At 62.5% G+C, this 14,829-nt stretch carries 12 protein-coding genes; 9 read left to right on the top strand and 3 right to left on the bottom strand.

The window, feature by feature from the left end; translation table 11 throughout:
* Positions 1-7 precede the first annotated feature (7 nt).
* The 3 genes from AC6CH8_RS14390 (at position 8) to AC6CH8_RS14380 (ending at position 2,459) form a co-directional block, all read left to right on the top strand.
* Complete coding sequence (locus AC6CH8_RS14390) at positions 8-739, top strand: ABC transporter ATP-binding protein (protein ID WP_089595922.1); 732 nt, start codon at positions 8-10, stop codon at positions 737-739.
* Positions 729-1,673, top strand: a complete 945-nt coding sequence (locus tag AC6CH8_RS14385; protein WP_017197146.1) for an ABC transporter permease — start codon at positions 729-731, stop codon at positions 1,671-1,673. Before AC6CH8_RS14390 ends, AC6CH8_RS14385 begins: the two co-directional genes overlap by 11 nt.
* A gap of 246 nt (positions 1,674-1,919) precedes the next feature.
* A complete protein-coding gene (locus AC6CH8_RS14380) occupies positions 1,920-2,459 on the top strand; it encodes a hypothetical protein (RefSeq protein WP_498191260.1) in 540 nt (179 codons plus the stop codon).
* A gap of 92 nt (positions 2,460-2,551) precedes the next feature.
* Here the strand turns inward: AC6CH8_RS14380 and AC6CH8_RS14375 are convergent, their stop codons facing one another.
* Positions 2,552-3,160, bottom strand: coding sequence for a DUF305 domain-containing protein (locus tag AC6CH8_RS14375; RefSeq protein WP_498191259.1), 609 nt, complete (start codon positions 3,158-3,160; stop codon positions 2,552-2,554).
* Positions 3,161-3,844: 684 nt separating this feature from the next.
* On the opposite strand from AC6CH8_RS14375, the gene AC6CH8_RS14370 reads away from it, so the two are divergent.
* Together AC6CH8_RS14370 and AC6CH8_RS14365 are read left to right on the top strand one after the other, a co-directional pair.
* Positions 3,845-4,402 (top strand): dihydrofolate reductase family protein, encoded by a 558-nt coding sequence (locus tag AC6CH8_RS14370; protein ID WP_498191258.1) that lies wholly within the window; start codon positions 3,845-3,847, stop codon positions 4,400-4,402.
* Positions 4,403-4,437: 35 nt separating this feature from the next.
* On the top strand, positions 4,438-5,475 hold the full coding sequence (locus tag AC6CH8_RS14365; protein ID WP_429330273.1) for an LLM class flavin-dependent oxidoreductase: 1,038 nt from the start codon (positions 4,438-4,440) through the stop codon (positions 5,473-5,475).
* Here the strand turns inward: AC6CH8_RS14365 and AC6CH8_RS14360 are convergent.
* Positions 5,472-8,198 (bottom strand): aminotransferase class I/II-fold pyridoxal phosphate-dependent enzyme, encoded by a 2,727-nt coding sequence (locus tag AC6CH8_RS14360; RefSeq protein WP_498191257.1) that lies wholly within the window; start codon positions 8,196-8,198, stop codon positions 5,472-5,474. The two genes, AC6CH8_RS14365 and AC6CH8_RS14360, sit on opposite strands and share 4 nt — an antisense overlap.
* Before the next feature lie 28 nt (positions 8,199-8,226).
* A complete protein-coding gene (locus AC6CH8_RS14355; protein ID WP_498191256.1) occupies positions 8,227-9,705 on the bottom strand; it encodes an amino acid permease in 1,479 nt (492 codons plus the stop codon).
* 342 nt (positions 9,706-10,047) lie between these two features.
* On the opposite strand from AC6CH8_RS14355, the gene AC6CH8_RS14350 reads away from it, so the two are divergent.
* From AC6CH8_RS14350 to cobA, 4 genes are all read left to right on the top strand, one after another.
* Positions 10,048-11,694, top strand: coding sequence for a PucR family transcriptional regulator (locus AC6CH8_RS14350; protein ID WP_498191255.1), 1,647 nt, complete (start codon positions 10,048-10,050; stop codon positions 11,692-11,694).
* Between the two features lie 4 nt (positions 11,695-11,698).
* On the top strand, positions 11,699-12,610 hold the full coding sequence (locus AC6CH8_RS14345) for a glutaminase (protein ID WP_091469207.1): 912 nt from the start codon (positions 11,699-11,701) through the stop codon (positions 12,608-12,610).
* 15 nt (positions 12,611-12,625) lie between these two features.
* Entirely contained in the window at positions 12,626-13,405 is a 780-nt protein-coding gene (locus tag AC6CH8_RS14340; protein WP_429330271.1) for a DNA alkylation repair protein, read from the top strand.
* 90 nt (positions 13,406-13,495) lie between these two features.
* Positions 13,496-14,767, top strand: a complete 1,272-nt coding sequence (cobA, locus tag AC6CH8_RS14335; protein WP_474658958.1) for a uroporphyrinogen-III C-methyltransferase — start codon at positions 13,496-13,498, stop codon at positions 14,765-14,767.
* Positions 14,768-14,829: the final 62 nt, after the last annotated feature.

Here is a 14,829-nt window from a genome sequence, read left to right as displayed (position 1 = left end):
CGGGACCATGCCAGTCGTACTCGAGAACCTGGGCAAGCGCTTCGGCGACGGCGCCCCGGTGCTGGACGACGTCAACGCCACCATCGCTCAAGGCGAGTTCGTCGCCCTCCTCGGTGCGTCCGGCTGCGGAAAGTCCACCCTCCTGAACATCATGGCGGGACTGGAACCGCCGACGTCGGGCGCTCTTGAAGTCCCCAGCGACGGCGCTGCCTTCATGTTCCAGGACGCAGCCCTGTTCCCGTGGCTGACGGCGAGGGGCAACATCGAGTTGGCTTTGCAGTTGGCGGACAAGTCCAGCACGAAGGCGAGCCGGCGTGCCCGTGCCACCGAGCTGTTGGAACTGGTGCACCTGGGCGGCGCCGGGGACAAGCGTCCCCACGAGCTGTCCGGTGGCATGAGGCAGCGCGTTGCGTTGGCCCGTTCCTTGGCTCAAGACCGGCAGTTGCTGCTGATGGATGAGCCGTTTGCTGCCCTCGATGCGATCACCCGCGACCTCCTCCACGACGAACTCGAGCGGATCTGGAAGGAAACGGGCCGGACCATCGTGTTCGTCACCCACAACGTGCGCGAGGCCGTCCGTCTGGGTCAGCGCGTACTGCTCTTGTCCTCGCGTCCCGGCCGTGTGGTGGCTGAATGGGATGTCACCGAGGAGCACCGTACCGATGCCGGCCGGGCTGGGGAGCTGACCGGAGTTATTACCCGCCGTCTTCGCGAGGAGATCCGCCGCCATGCCAAGTAACCCCATTACCACCGAAGAGCGGACCCTTCCCGTGACTGAATCCAAAGAGCACATCACTTCGCCGTCGCTGAAGGGCAATGCCTCCGAGCTCCGGGACCTTGAAGCCGGTCTGGACAACCTCCAATCGGACAGCCGACGCAAGACCGGTATCGACTGGAAGCGGGTGCTGCTGCCCGTTGCCGCGCTGGTGGTCCTGATCCTCGCGTGGCAGTTCTACGTTTCGCTTGAGTTCAAGCGCCGCGACCTCGTTCCCGGGCCGCTGGATGTCCTCACCCAATTCGTGACGATGTGGGGTGAAGGCAAGGTCCAGGAAGCAGTGTGGACATCTCTCCAACGCGGTGTGGTCGGCTTCCTGATTTCGGTGGTTATCGCTACTCCCGTGGGGTTGATCCTGGCCCAGGTAGCTCCCTTGCGGCGTGCGTTCGGGCCGCTGATTTCCGGGTTGCAGGTGCTCCCTTCCGTGGCCTGGGTTCCCGCAGCGATCATCTGGTTCGGCCTGACCGACGCCACCGTGTACTTTGTGGTGTTCATGGGCGCCATCCCGTCCATCATCAACGGGCTCATTTCCGGTGTGGACCAGATCCCGCCGCAGTACCGCAGTGTGGGCACAGTCCTCGGCGCGAACCGGCTCCAGATGGCGCTGCAGATCGTCCTGCCCGCCGCACTTCCCGGTTACATCGGCGGTTTGAAGCAGGGCTGGGCCTTCTCCTGGCGTTCACTCATGGCCGCCGAAATCATCGCGGTGGGTGGCACGATTGGTTTCGGGCTGGGCTCCTTGCTGGATCAGGGCCGATTGCTCTCCGATATGACCATCGTGATGTCCGCCATCCTGCTGATCCTGTTCGTGGGCATTCTGATCGAGATCCTGGTGTTCGGGCCCATCGAGAAGCGTCTGCTGCAACGCCGGGGTTTGCTGGCGGGCAGCAGCCGCTAAGTCCTGGCGGGCGGGCGCACCACTTTGCGCCGCGCGCACCACTTCTTCGCCGAGCCCGCACCCTTTCGCGCCGTTTGCACCAGCGGTTACGGGGGCGATCGGCGGTAAGTGGTGCGGACACCGAACCCACTACACGCAGCCCCTACGCGGCCGGATCTGGTCTCCCAGCGGGCAAACTGCTAGGTTTCCACCAGCCTTGCAAATGGGGGAGGCGGACCCCGGGAGTCGTGTGAAAGGTGGCAACTTATGATCATGCAGCGAAGAGTGATGGTATCTGCTGCGGTAGTTGCTCTACTGGCCGTGTCCTCGTGTGCAGCACCAACCCCGCAGCTGGATGCCAAAGAGAAAGCCGCCATTCAGACCCTCATCGAGCGGGCAATCGACCGCAGGAATCATCAGGTGGTTGTTGGGTTCTCGTCCACCACGGAAGAAATCAGTCAGGATTTCGTGCCGGACGCCGTTGAGCGCACTGAGTTGGAGTATGGAAAACTCCGTCAACGCAGGGACGCGCTAGCACCCCATAATGTTTTCTTGACGGCCAGCGGATCCGAGATCACCCTCAAGGAACTCACTGCCACCAAGAGCGGCGCCAAGGTAGAGCTTTCTGAGAAGACGCATCTGGAACACTCGCCGGTCAGCGGTGTGCAGGGTCCTGACGAGGGCTACGTCTACGGCCAGAAAGTTGACCTTGCCAAGACCGAAGACGGTTGGAAGATCATCAGTATCGCCCCTCTAAATCCGGTCAAGCCGTTCCCGACAACAGTCATTGATCCGAGCACACTTTAGGGCTTGCGTACTTTGCCCGCCAACAGAGCGAACAGGCAAAGGCCCGACGGCGACCTTCCGCCGTCGGGCCTCTGCATCACCACACCGTGGGGCTAGAGTCCGGCCAAGAGGTCCTGCATTTCCCGAATCTCAGCTTCCTGGGCAGCGATGATGTCCTTGCCGAGCTGAACGGCCTCGGGATTCTTGCCTTGGCTGGTCTCGGTTTTGGCCATGCTGACGGCGCCTTCATGATGCGCGATCATCTGGGTAAGGAAGAGTTTGGCCGCTTCCATGCCTTGCGCATCCTTGAGTTTCTGGAGGTCGGCGTCGCTCAGCATGCCGTCCATGCCGTGACCGCCATGGCCGTCCGCAGGCATGGTGGCATTCTCGTTCCAGCTCTTGAGCCAAGCCGTCATCTTCTCGATCTCGGGTGCCTGGGCTTCTTTGATCTTGACGGCCAAGGCGGTAACTGCGGGCGGGATGTCAGTCTTCGCGAGCATAGCGTCGGACATCTCCACTGCTTGGGCGTGGTGGGGAATCATCATCCGGGCGAACATCGTGTCTGCGGCGTTGCTGCTGTTCGCTGAAGGGCTGGCGGAAGTGCTGGAACTTCCGTGGTCCATGCCCGGCATGGAATCGGATCCGGAGTTGCTGGCACAACCGGCCAGCGCAATCAGGCTTGCGACAGCGGCTCCGGTAAAAGTGAAGTGTGTCCTGTTCATCAGAAAGTGTCCTTTGCCAATTAAGGCGGCCGTCTGTCAGCCGCCAGGGGGTAAGCAGATGGTGAAGGGTCAACCGGCCCACCAGTCGCGGGCCGCGCCAGTGCTTACGTACGGCTGATACAGAGCTGCACGGGTGTAGGACCGAGGGGTTGGTAGGACCAGGAGCGGGGGAGATTGTGAAGTTCCCACGAGACGGGGATTGCTCCGACAGCAACGGCTGGAGGCGGAGCGGCCAAGGAACCTGTTTGTAGCGAAGGGATGCAGTTGGTGGTGGTCGCCTGGGTGCAGGAGCAGCTTCCAGACGTGCACTTGTCCGCATCAGCAGGCGGGCTTCCGTGGAGCTGCGCGGTGTCGTGAACGTGGAGCGCGGATTCGGCAGCTATGACAGGTGACGCAGAGCTCGCAGAATGGGCGCCATGAGATCCGCTGACCACGTGCATTCCGAACATGCCCGCCATGACGCCTGCCACCAGAAGCAGGAGCGGGACCCGCCCGAGGAAGGTAAGAGGCCCGAGGACGGCTACAGGAGTTTGAGGAGGGATCGGCTTTTTCACGATGCTCCACTACCTCCTTCGCTGTCCTGCTTCCACCATATACAGACAGTACGAGCATACCCCCGGTGGGTATACATTTCGACAAATTTCTACTCTATGCTCATTTGCCGTCGAAGCCTAGAATCGTCGGATGGGCCTTCTTACGTTCAGCATCAACGTCACGCTCGATGGTTGCGTCGATCATAGGGAGGGCATCGCCGATGACGAGACGCACGCCCACTTCACCCACCTCCTGGACCAGAGTGGGGCAATGCTCTGGGGCCGTACTACCTACGAAATGATGGAGGACTACTGGCCGTTGGTTGCCCGCGGCGAGGTGGACGCACCACCAGCCCTACGCGAGTGGGCGCTTAGTCTGGAGACCAAGCCCAAGTACGTCGTATCGGCAACGCGGAGCGACTTCCCCTGGACCAACAGCCATCACCTGGTTGGTGAGTTGCGAACGGCGGTGCAGGAACTCAAGGATAAGACTCCAGACGGGGTGCTCGTGGGCAGCGGCAAACTTGCCACAGAACTGGACCGACTGGATCTGATCGACGAGTACAAATTCCTCGTCCACCCCATGATCACCGGCCACGGCCCCACCCTGTATCAGGGCGGACTGCCAGGCACCCGGCGCCTGGAGCTGATCTCGGCCGATCCGCTCAGCAACGGTGCGGTGGCCATGCACTATCGACGGGCTGATTGAGGAATTACCACACCGCTCAAAGTGTTGTCCCGAACATGCACAACAAACGGATCGGCTTCCTTTCCTTCGGACACTGGGCACGTGTCCCGGGCTCCCTCGTACCAACGGCCGGAGAAGCACTTAAGCAGGGAATCGAACTGGCGGTGGCCGCCGAGGAGCTGGGCATAGACGGCGCGTTCTTCCGAGTCCACCACTTCGCCCGGCAGCAGGCCTCGCCCTTCCCGTTGCTTGCAGCCATCGCAGCCCGAACCACGCGCCTTGAAATGGGCACCGGCGTGATCGACATGCGCTACGAGAACCCGCTGTACATGGCCGAGGAAGCCGCGGCCACGGACCTCATCAGCGACGGCCGTCTGCAGCTCGGCGTGAGCCGTGGTTCACCCGAACCCGCACGGAACGGGGCCGCGAACTTCGGGTACGTCCCTGAAGACGGCGAAGACGGCGGCGACATGGCCCGGCGCCACACAGCACTGTTCCGCAAAGCGATCGCCGGGCACGGCGTTGCCGAAGCGGATCCCCATTACGCCGGCGGAGCCACAGGTTTGCTGCCCATCCAGCCCCAGTCGCCCGGCCTCCCGCAAAGAATCTGGTGGGGTGCCGGAACACGGAAAACAGCCGTTTGGGCAGCCGAGCAAGGCATGAACCTCATGAGCTCCACCCTCCTCACCGAGGACACAGGGGTGCCCTTCGACGAGCTGCAGGCAGAGCAGATCCAGATGTTCCGCGAGGCGTGGGCCGCAGCCGGACACGACTTTGAACCAAGGATTTCCGTGAGCCGCAGCGTGATACCGATTGTGGACGACGTCGACAACCACTACTTCGGCCTCCGCGCCCAAGCGGACAGCCAGGACCAGGTAGGAATTCTCGACGGCGCGTTGTCCCGTTTTGGGAAGAGCTACATCGGCGAGCCGGACGCCCTGGCTGAAGAGCTGGCCAGGGACGCCGCAGTCCAAGCGGCAGACACTGTCCTGCTCACGGTACCCAACCAGTTGGGCGTGGATTACAACGCCAAGCTTTTGGGCAACGTCGCGAAGCACATCGCCCCGACGATCGGGTGGAACGCGAAGGCCTAGGAAGCCACCGCTGCCACCGCCGCCACCCCTGCAGCCGAAAACGATACCGGCTCAACGAAGACCCGATACCCGCGGTCGTGATCGAATCCGTGAATTTCGCGGGTGTCCAGGGCATCCATAAATTCGAGCGTCTGCCGTGTAATCACTTGGCCCGGGACAAGGATGGGGAAGCCCGGGGGATATGGCGTGACGAAACCTGCCGAGACCACTTCCTGTCCCGTGGCAACCGCTGCAGCTACTTCAGCTGCAGACAGGTACACAGTGGAATCGGGCTTGTAGCTCTCAAAGTAGGCTGCCCGGATGTCCCCGTCCTCGCAGGCATCGTCAACGCGGAAGCGCGCGGCGAACGTGCTGAAGTCGGGGAGCGGGGGAGTCGGGCGGGGCGCATCGGATGACGCGGGAAGGGTCCGCTGCCGCGCCGCAGGATGTGGATTCTCAAAACTCTCGGCGAGCTTCACCAGGACCTCAATCAGGTAGGCCACGGAGCTGCGCGAGGTGCCGATGTTGGTCATGAACAACACAGTGTTCCGGGACGTTTTGTTCACCTGGATACCGTGATCGTCCATGAGGTAGCTGTGGCGGAAAGTATCGCCGTCGATCCCGGTCTTGCTGATGTCCAGTGTGAGGCGGCTGGGATCGATGACGAACTCGTCCCGCTGCCAGGCATCCTCCAGTTCGGCCAGCCCGTCCCGCAGCGGCATGCTGGAGCCGGTTTCCCGATAAATCGAACCGATGAGGTCCCGCGACGTCAGCACCCGGAAGTACTTCTTCAGCAGCGGATGCCTGGCAACGGCCTGGGCCACGGATACCGCAAGGTCGGATTGCCGTTGAACCAGGCCGAACCCTTCCAGCTCAACCTGTCGCCTTCCGATATCCAGGGACGCCAGAATCTGGTAATTGGGTGAGGTGGACGTGTGGGTCATGTAAGCCTCGCGGAACGACTCCTGGTTTGAGCCGGCGAAATCTTGATCAAAGACGTGGATCATGGAACCCTGCCGCAAGGACGTGAGGGTCTTGTGGGTGGACTGCGTGGCGTAGACCCGGATCCGTGCCTTCGCGGGATCGGGAATCAGCCGGGTGTTGAGCCAGGCGTCGTCATCCACGGGTTCACCGGTGACCGGGTGGTGCAGGGCGGCCGCCTGTTCGGCGTACCGGGCAGCGTAGGCAGGGCTGTGGAACGAGGCCTCCAAAGCAGCAGCAGCTGCCATGCCGGTTCGACGGCGGTACACGGGATGGGAGCGGGCGAAGGCAAACCACGCCTCGTCCCAGAGGAAAACCAAGTCGGGTTTGATGGCAAGGCATTCCTCCATGACCCTTTCGACGTCGTAGACAACGCCGTCAAAAGTGCAGTTGGTGAGGGTCACCATCTTCACCTCATGGAGCCTGCCTGCCCGCCGGTACTCCAGGAGCCTGCGTTTCAGGCTCGCCAGTGGAACAGCGCCGTAGAAGGCGTACTTGTCCAAGGGGTAGGCGTCCAAGTAGGAAACCCGGGCACCGGCGAGCACGAAGGCGTAGTGGTGCGACTTGTGGCAGTTTCGGTCCACCAAGACAACGTCGCCGGGAGCAAGCAGCGATTGATGCACGATCTTGTTGGCTGTGGACGTGCCGTTGGTGACGAAGTAGGTTCGCTGCGCCCCGAACGCGCGGGCAGCCAGCTCCTGTGCCCGCTTGATGGATCCGTGGGGATCGAGCAGTGAGTCCAGCCCGCCGGAGGTGGCAGAGGTTTCGGCCAACAGCAGGTTCGTCCCATAGAAATCGGCCATGTCCCGGATCCACGGCGAACTCCCTACGGAAGCTCCCCTGGAAATTGGCAGCGCGTGGAAGACGCTGGCGGGGCGACGGCTGTATTCCTGGAGGGCGGTGAAGAACGGTGTTTCGTACCGTTCCGCCACTCCGGACAAAAGCGACAGATGCAGGTCCAAATGATCCTGCCTCCGGAAGATCCGCCTGAACTTCCTGGTGAGCGATCCCGCCAGCGATTCGATGGAAACCCCTGCCACCAGGTAGACGTCCAGCTCGGGCCGAAGACCTGAGATCGCGTCGGCCAATCCAAGAATCCGTCTGATGGGCCGCGAGTCCTGCAGGTCCGCCGGGGTATGCCGGGCCAGGAAGCGTCGGAGGTCGCTGCCCAGCAGATGTGAGCTGCGGAGTGCGAAGCCCGGCCGAAGGACAACAGACTGGATAGCGGGGTTGAGCATGACGGCAACCAAGGCATCTTCATAGCTGGGAACCACGTTGACGGTGTAAGTGAAAGCATCAGACGGCCGCCTCTGGGCAGCCATGGTGTTCTTCAGTGCTTCGGCTTCGTCGGGGTCAACGGTGTCAACCACCACTACCTCAAAGCGCGGCCGCTCAGCCGGCTCGGGCTGGTCAACAACTTCCTCGTCCACCACCTCTCCGCGCGGCACCGCAACCGTTTCCCCCGCAGAAGCGAGCGGAAGGTTGGACAAGCCGCCCAGAAGCTGGAGCGCGGCCTGGGGTTCGCCGTCGTCGATCAACTGGCGCAACTGGACCACGGCGCCGACTCCCGGTTCAGCCCAGTACGGTTCCACCGACATCAGCAGGGCAAGGGTCCGGTCGATCTGGGACAGCAGCCCGGACTCCCGGTGTCGGGCTGAGGCCAGCTGCCTGAGTGCGTATCCCAAAAACTCCCACGCATCGGCACGGGACCGCCAAGCCCGGCTGGGTGTGCCGATTTTCAGGGACGGGGAAGGGTTGCTCATGTGTTTCACTTTCGAACTGAAGATGTGTCTAGGACGTCTGGGCAGTGCGGATGCGGCCGCGGTACGCATACCAGCCAGCTATCAGCAGCGGCGCCAGCACCAGCAACGAGGCCAGCACCCAGCGGCCGGTCTCCGAGAACCCCATGGTGACCAGGACAAAGGCCAGGAACGCGAGCGTGATGTAGGAGGTGAAAGGCGCTCCGAACAGCCGGAACGCCGGCCGGACAACTTTGCCGGTGCGGACCCATGATTGGAGCTTGATGTGGCAGAGCATGATGGTGGCCCAACCGCCGATGATGCCCACCGCCGAGATTTCCAGCACGATCTCAAAGACCTGTGACGGGACGACGGCGTTCAATCCAACGCCCACCAGGGTAATGACGGCCGTGAGCAGGATGCCGCCGTAGGGCACGCCGGACGCGCTGATCCGTCCCGTGAATTGCGGAGCCGAGCCGTTCACGGCCATGGAACGGAGGATGCGGCCTGTGGAGTAGAGGCCGGCGTTGAGGCTGGAAAGCGCCGCCGTGAGGACCACGAAGTTCATCACAGAGGCGGAAATAGCTCCAGCCTGCGGATCTCCGAGGTGCGAGAAGAACGTGACAAACGGCGATTCGCCGGATTTGTAGGACGTGAAGGGAAGCAGAAGCGAGAGCAGCAGGACGGAGCCCACATAGAAGACTCCGATGCGGATGACCACGGTGTTCACCGCTTTGGGCATCACCTTGTGGGGGTTGGCCGTTTCTCCTGCGGCGGTGCCTACGAGTTCCACCGCAGCATAGGCAAACACCACGCCGCTGATCGCCAGGAGCGGTGCCACAGCCCCCATGGGGAACATGCCGCCGTTCTCTGCAATGACGTTGAAGCCCGGAACGCCTACATCCGTCCGGCCGCCAAAGACGATAAAGCAGATCCCCACGACGAGGAAGGTCACCAAGGCACCCACCTTGATCATGGCGAACCAGAACTCCATCTCGCCGAAGATCTTCACGGACACCAGATTCAGGGCGAGCACCACCACTAAGGCGATGAGCGCGATCAACCATTGCGGGATGTCGTTGATGGGTGCCCAGTATTGGCCCCAGAACTTCACATAAAGGGCAACGGCAGTGACGTCCACAATGGAGGTCATGGCCCAGTTCAGGAAGTAGAGCCAGCCGGCGGTGTATGCCATTTTCTCGCCGTAGAACTCCCGGGCGTAGGAAACGAATGAACCGGACGTGGGGCGATACAGCACCAACTCGCCCAGTGCCCGGAGGATCAGGAAGGCAAAGAATCCGCACACGGCGTAGACCAGGATCAGAGCGGGCCCGGAACCGTTGAGGCGGCCGCCGGCACCCATGAAGAGCCCGGTACCGATCGCACCGCCGATGGCGATCATCTGGATTTGCCGGGGCTTGAGGGTTTTCCGGTAACCGGATTCCTCTTGGGCGAAAGCGCCCGACGACGTTTCGGCGGCTAAGTCTGCCGGGGAGGGAAGGGTCTGCGTAGACGCAGGGGCGGGTATCACTTCGGGGGTCTCCTTTGACTCCGGTGCCACCTCAGGTGGCTCAATACTCCAAAACGTGGGGCCTGCCTGTTGGAAAAGTGCGGCCGAAATTGGCCGCGCTGCAGGCAGTCTTCGTGGTGTTTGGGACAGTCGTTAACTCTAGGTGGCCTCCGCCGTCGACAAATTGGCTGGCGAACCAAATTCAGGGCCCGGCTCTTGTGCCGGGGGGACAACACTGGTGTTCTGGAGGGCCGGTAATGTTTCTCGCTGTGCGTGTCTGCGTACATGTACCGGCGGAGCCCCTCAATGGCGAGGGAGCGTCCTGCTGAAGTGAACTGATGAGGAGAGGAAGCGATAGCTTCGTTGAAAGCCCTGGAAATTGACGACGACGGTGTCGTCACCTTATTGAGCGATGTCCTTGAAGACCTGGGCGTCCACAACGCACGGTTGCTGCTGGCCCCGGCAGAGGACAACAGAAACGTCCGCGAAACTGTCATTGTTGACGCTGAAGACGACGATGCGATCCGCCCGGGGGCATTGGTCATGCTCATCGGCGCACGGGGACGCGCGGCGCTCCCCGCCCTTCGCAGGATCGTTGCCGACCGTCCTACGGCAGTAGCGGTGAAGGGTAACGAACGCGAGTTGGAAGCCGCAGCAGAGTTACTACGACCCACGGGCATCGGACTGGTGGCGGTGGCTCCGGGCTTGCGGTGGGACAAATTCGAAAGCATTGCCCTGGACAGGGTCCGCGAAAACGATGTCCTCGAAAACGACGGCCGCTTCAGCGATGTGCCCGGCGAAAGCGCCACGTCAGTGCATCGGGACCTGTTCGCGATCGCCCAAACAACCGCCACGCTGACCAACGGCCATGTGGTCATCGAAGATCCAGGCAATAAGGTGCTTGCCTACTCGCCGGCGTCCAATGATGTTGATGAGCTCCGCAGGCTGTCCATCCTGGCACGGCGGGGGCCTGAAAAATACCAAAAGCTGCTCAAGGAATCAGGGGTTTACAAGCACCTGCAGGCTACTGAAGCGCCTGTGCATGTGGAAGCCAACCCCGATGCGGGTCTTCGGGAGCGCGTAGCAATCGGTATTCATGCCGGCAGCCGTGTGATGGGGTACATCTGGTTGCAGGAAGGTGCGGAACCCTTGGCGGCCAACACGGATCGCATCATGGTGGGAGCCGCCCGCCATGCAGCGATCGAACTGGTCCGGCACCGCAACGAACAGTCCCAATCCATGCGCGAGGACCGGGTCTCGAGCCTCCTGAGCGGCACGGCTCAGGTGCATTCGCAGGCCCAGTCCGCAGGGATTGATCCGTCAAAACCAGCAGCGTTGGTCCTGATCTCCGCGGGCGGGTTGAGCCAGAGCGCCGCCGGCCTCCAGCTACGCAGGGGAGAACTCTCCAAAGTGGCATCAATTCACGCCGCCGCATACAGGCCGGGCGCGGTGGTGGGGGCACTCGGGATGGAAACGGCCATCATCCTTCCCGATCTGGACCCGCTCAAATCCCTTCCTGCCATCAACAGGCTGGTCAACACGATCGTTCGTGACGCCACCACCCACCTTCACTTCCAAGTGCAGGCAGCCGCGGGTCCCATCGTTCCGCGCTTGGACGCCTTGCACGCCACCCTTGATCACGTGCGCAGCGTCCTCAAAGTCATGGAGGCAACTCCCGAAGTCCGCGTGGCCTCCTACAGCGACGTGGAAACCACAGTCCTCACCAGGGAGCTGCTGGAGCTGCTGGAATCACGCACCACCTTGCGTCATGCAGGAATCACCCGGCTGTGCAGCCGCTACCCGGAATTCGCCCTGACCCTCCTGACGTACCTGGAGTTCTTTGGCGACGTGAACCGGTGCGCCGAGGAACTGGCCGTCCACCGCAACACAGTCCACTACAGGCTCCGCCGCGCCTGCGAAGTGGCGGGACTGGACCTGCAATCCGCAGATGAACGCCTCCTGGCGCACCTTCAGATCAGGCTCTGGACCTACGCAGGGACCAAGGGCTAGAACCGTGGACATCCAGAATCTCCTCGACGACATCGTCGGGGCTGTGCAGCCGCATGTCGGCCAGGGCAACGTTGCTGACTACATTCCCCAGCTCGGAGCCGTGGATCCCCAACAATTTGGGATTTCCGTGGCAACCCGGGAGGGCGAGGTCTATTCAGCCGGAGACGCCCACGTGGATTTCTCCATCCAAAGCATCTCCAAGGTTTTCGCGCTCGCCCTGGTGTTGGCCTTTGACGGCGACGGAATCTGGAAACGCGTCTTTCGGGAGCCTTCGGGTAACCCGTTCAACTCGCTGATCCAGCTGGAAAGCGAGGAAGGGATTCCCCGGAACCCCTTCATCAACGCCGGTGCAATCGTGGTGACGGACAGGCTCCTCAGCATCACAGGCAATGCCGCGCACGCAGTGAGGGATCTGATGCGGCAGGAGACCACCAAGGTAAGCATCGATACCGATCACCACGTTGCCGGGTCCGAACTGGCCAATAGCCACCGAAATGCCTCCTTGGCCCATTTCCTGGCGAGCTGCGGCAACCTGGAGAACCCGGTGGACGAAGTCCTGGACTCCTACGCGAAGCAGTGCGCCCTGGCCATGACGTGTGAAGACCTGGCGCTCGCAACCCGCTTCCTGGCGGCCAACGGTTTGGGAACGGACGGCACCCTTTTGCTGTCGCCGGCGCAGACCAAGAGGATCAATGCCGTCATGCTTACCTGCGGAACGTACGACGCCGCAGGCGAATTCGCGTACCGCGTGGGCCTTCCCGGGAAGAGCGGCGTGGGCGGAGGGATCGTGGCCGTGGTTCCCAACAAGTGCTCCATCAGCGTGTGGAGCCCTGGCCTGGGACGGTCCGGGAATTCCGTGGCAGGCGTGGCCGCGCTGGACGAATTCACTACGCGTACTGGCTGGTCGGTCTTTTAGGCGCATTATTGATGGATGACCCCTCAACCGGGAAAGTCCGCAAAAGCCGCACTGGCGCCGGGAACCGAGCCAACCGCCGTCGAGTTCCTGGCACGGCTCAACGCGAGGCAATCCGACGTCGAGCAGGCCAAGTACCAGCGGTATTTCAAGACCGGCGAGGGTGACTACGGCGAGGGTGATTTCTTCATGGGTGTCCGAATGGGCGAGGTCTTCACGCTTGCCAAGGAATTCGCGGCCATGCCCCCGGCTGAGATCGAGAAGCTCTTGGAAGAGGATATCCACGAGGCCCGCGCCGGAGCTGTGAAGATCATGGCGCTGCAAACGCAGAAAAAGAAGACCACGGAAGAGCGGCGCAAGGAACTGTACGAGCTGTACCTGCGCAGGCATGACCGCATTAACAACTGGGACCTGGTGGACTTGGGCGCCGGGCGGGTGGTGGGCGGTTGGCTCATGGATAAGCCGCGGGATCCGCTGTATGACCTGGCCCGTTCGGAGAATATGTGGGAGCGCCGGACGGCTATCGTCGCCACGTCGGCGTTCATCCGCGAAGGCCAGTTGGATGACACATTCGCCATCGCTGGGATCCTCCTTCATGACAAGGAAGACCTCCTCCACAAGGCGGTGGGCGGTTGGGTCCGCGATGCCGGGCGCAGCAGCCGCGAGCGTCTGCTGGCCTTCCTCGACGAACACGCAGCCACCATGCCGCGGACGGCGCTTCGTTACGCGATCGAGCACTTGGGCAAGGAACAGCGCGCCTATTACCTGACGCTAAAAGACAGTGTTTCCCCGAACTAAGCAGGGAACTATGTGACGTTGGATTACCCAGCGTTACCGGGTGTTTCCGAGCCTTTGAAGCATGTTACGGCGCAGCCCTACAGTTTTTTCATGGCAATACAGGACATTTACCCCACCGCGCTGCGGCTGCTCGGCCGCCCGGTGCTGGTGGTTGGCGGCGGCCCCGTTGCGGAGCGCCGCGCCAAGGGACTGCTCGACGCCGGTGCTAAAGTCACCGTGGTCGCTCCCGTTGCCACCGACACACTTCGCGGTCTCGCCACTGCCGGTCTCCTCACCTGGGAGCAGCGCGAGTACCGCACCTCAGACCTCGACGGCGTCTGGTTCGCTCAAACCGCCACTGGCACAGCCGCTGTGGACACCCAGGTAGCTGCCGACGCTGAGGCGCAGCGCATCTGGTGCGTCAACGCCTCGGACCACGAAGCATCAGCCGCCTGGACACCCGCCGTTGCCGTGGTGGACGACGTCAAGATCGCCATCAACGCCGGGGGAGACCCGCGCCGTGCCATGGCCCTCCGCAACGCTGTAGCCACTGCCCTCGAAACCGGTGACCTGCCGCTACGCCGTCATCGCAAGCCGGGAACCGATGGCTCGCTCGGCTCTGTCGCTTTGGTAGGTGGCGGTCCGGGCGACTCGGGACTCATCACAGTCCGCGGCCGTCGACTGCTGGGCCAGGCCGACGTCGTAGTTGCTGACCGTCTTGGCCCGCGCGAGCTGCTCAAGGAACTTGCCCCGGATGTTCGGGTGATCGAGGTAGGCAAGACCCCCGGCCATCATCCCGTGCCGCAGCTCGAGATCAACAGGATCCTCGTGGAGGAAGCCCTCAAGGGCAACCGGGTGGTCCGCCTCAAAGGCGGCGACCCCTACGTCCTGGGCCGCGGCGGTGAAGAAGCGGAGTTCTGCCGCCAGAACGGCGTCGAGGTTGAAGTGGTGTCCGGCGTAACGTCTGCGATTTCCGTTCCGGCGGCCGCGGGTATCCCCGTGACGCACCGCGGCCTGGCCAAGGGCTTCAGCGTGGTGACCGGCCACGAAGAGCTGTCCGAAGTCCCGGCACGCCCCGATCACACTGTGGTGTTGCTCATGGGAGTGGCGCAATTGCGCGATTCCGCGGCTGAGCTGGCGGGCTCGGGTCTGCCTTTGGACACACCAGTAGGTATCGTAGAGAACGGGTATTTGCCGGACCAGCGCGTCACTATCGGCACTCTGGGTACCATCGCGGACCAGGCGGAAGCCGTCGGCGTGGCCAACCCGGCGGTCATTGTGATCGGCGATGTGGTCCGTGTCAGCCCCTTTGCACCGCAGCACTTCAAGACCGCTGACTACAGCACTATTACCCCAAATCGTCCCCGCGTCCGCAGTAACTAGCCCCCCGGCCCAACTAGGTAGCAGATAAGCGCGTTTTGAGCCCTCAAAACGCGCACAACTGC

The organism is Paenarthrobacter sp. GQ52, from assembly GCF_059759005.1.
This window is presented reverse-complemented; position numbering and strand designations above follow the sequence as displayed.

Coding starts and splice junctions, on each gene's coding strand:
- AC6CH8_RS14390 (WP_089595922.1), top strand. CDS start 8: ATGCCAGTCGTACTCGAGAACCTGGGCAAGCGCTTCGGCGACGGCGCC.
- AC6CH8_RS14385 (WP_017197146.1), top strand. CDS start 729: ATGCCAAGTAACCCCATTACCACCGAAGAGCGGACCCTTCCCGTGACT.
- AC6CH8_RS14380 (WP_498191260.1), top strand. CDS start 1,920: ATGATCATGCAGCGAAGAGTGATGGTATCTGCTGCGGTAGTTGCTCTA.
- AC6CH8_RS14375 (WP_498191259.1), bottom strand. CDS start 3,160: ATGAACAGGACACACTTCACTTTTACCGGAGCCGCTGTCGCAAGCCTG.
- AC6CH8_RS14370 (WP_498191258.1), top strand. CDS start 3,845: ATGGGCCTTCTTACGTTCAGCATCAACGTCACGCTCGATGGTTGCGTC.
- AC6CH8_RS14365 (WP_429330273.1), top strand. CDS start 4,438: ATGCACAACAAACGGATCGGCTTCCTTTCCTTCGGACACTGGGCACGT.
- AC6CH8_RS14360 (WP_498191257.1), bottom strand. CDS start 8,198: ATGAGCAACCCTTCCCCGTCCCTGAAAATCGGCACACCCAGCCGGGCT.
- AC6CH8_RS14340 (WP_429330271.1), top strand. CDS start 12,626: ATGACCCCTCAACCGGGAAAGTCCGCAAAAGCCGCACTGGCGCCGGGA.
- cobA (WP_474658958.1), top strand. CDS start 13,496: ATGGCAATACAGGACATTTACCCCACCGCGCTGCGGCTGCTCGGCCGC.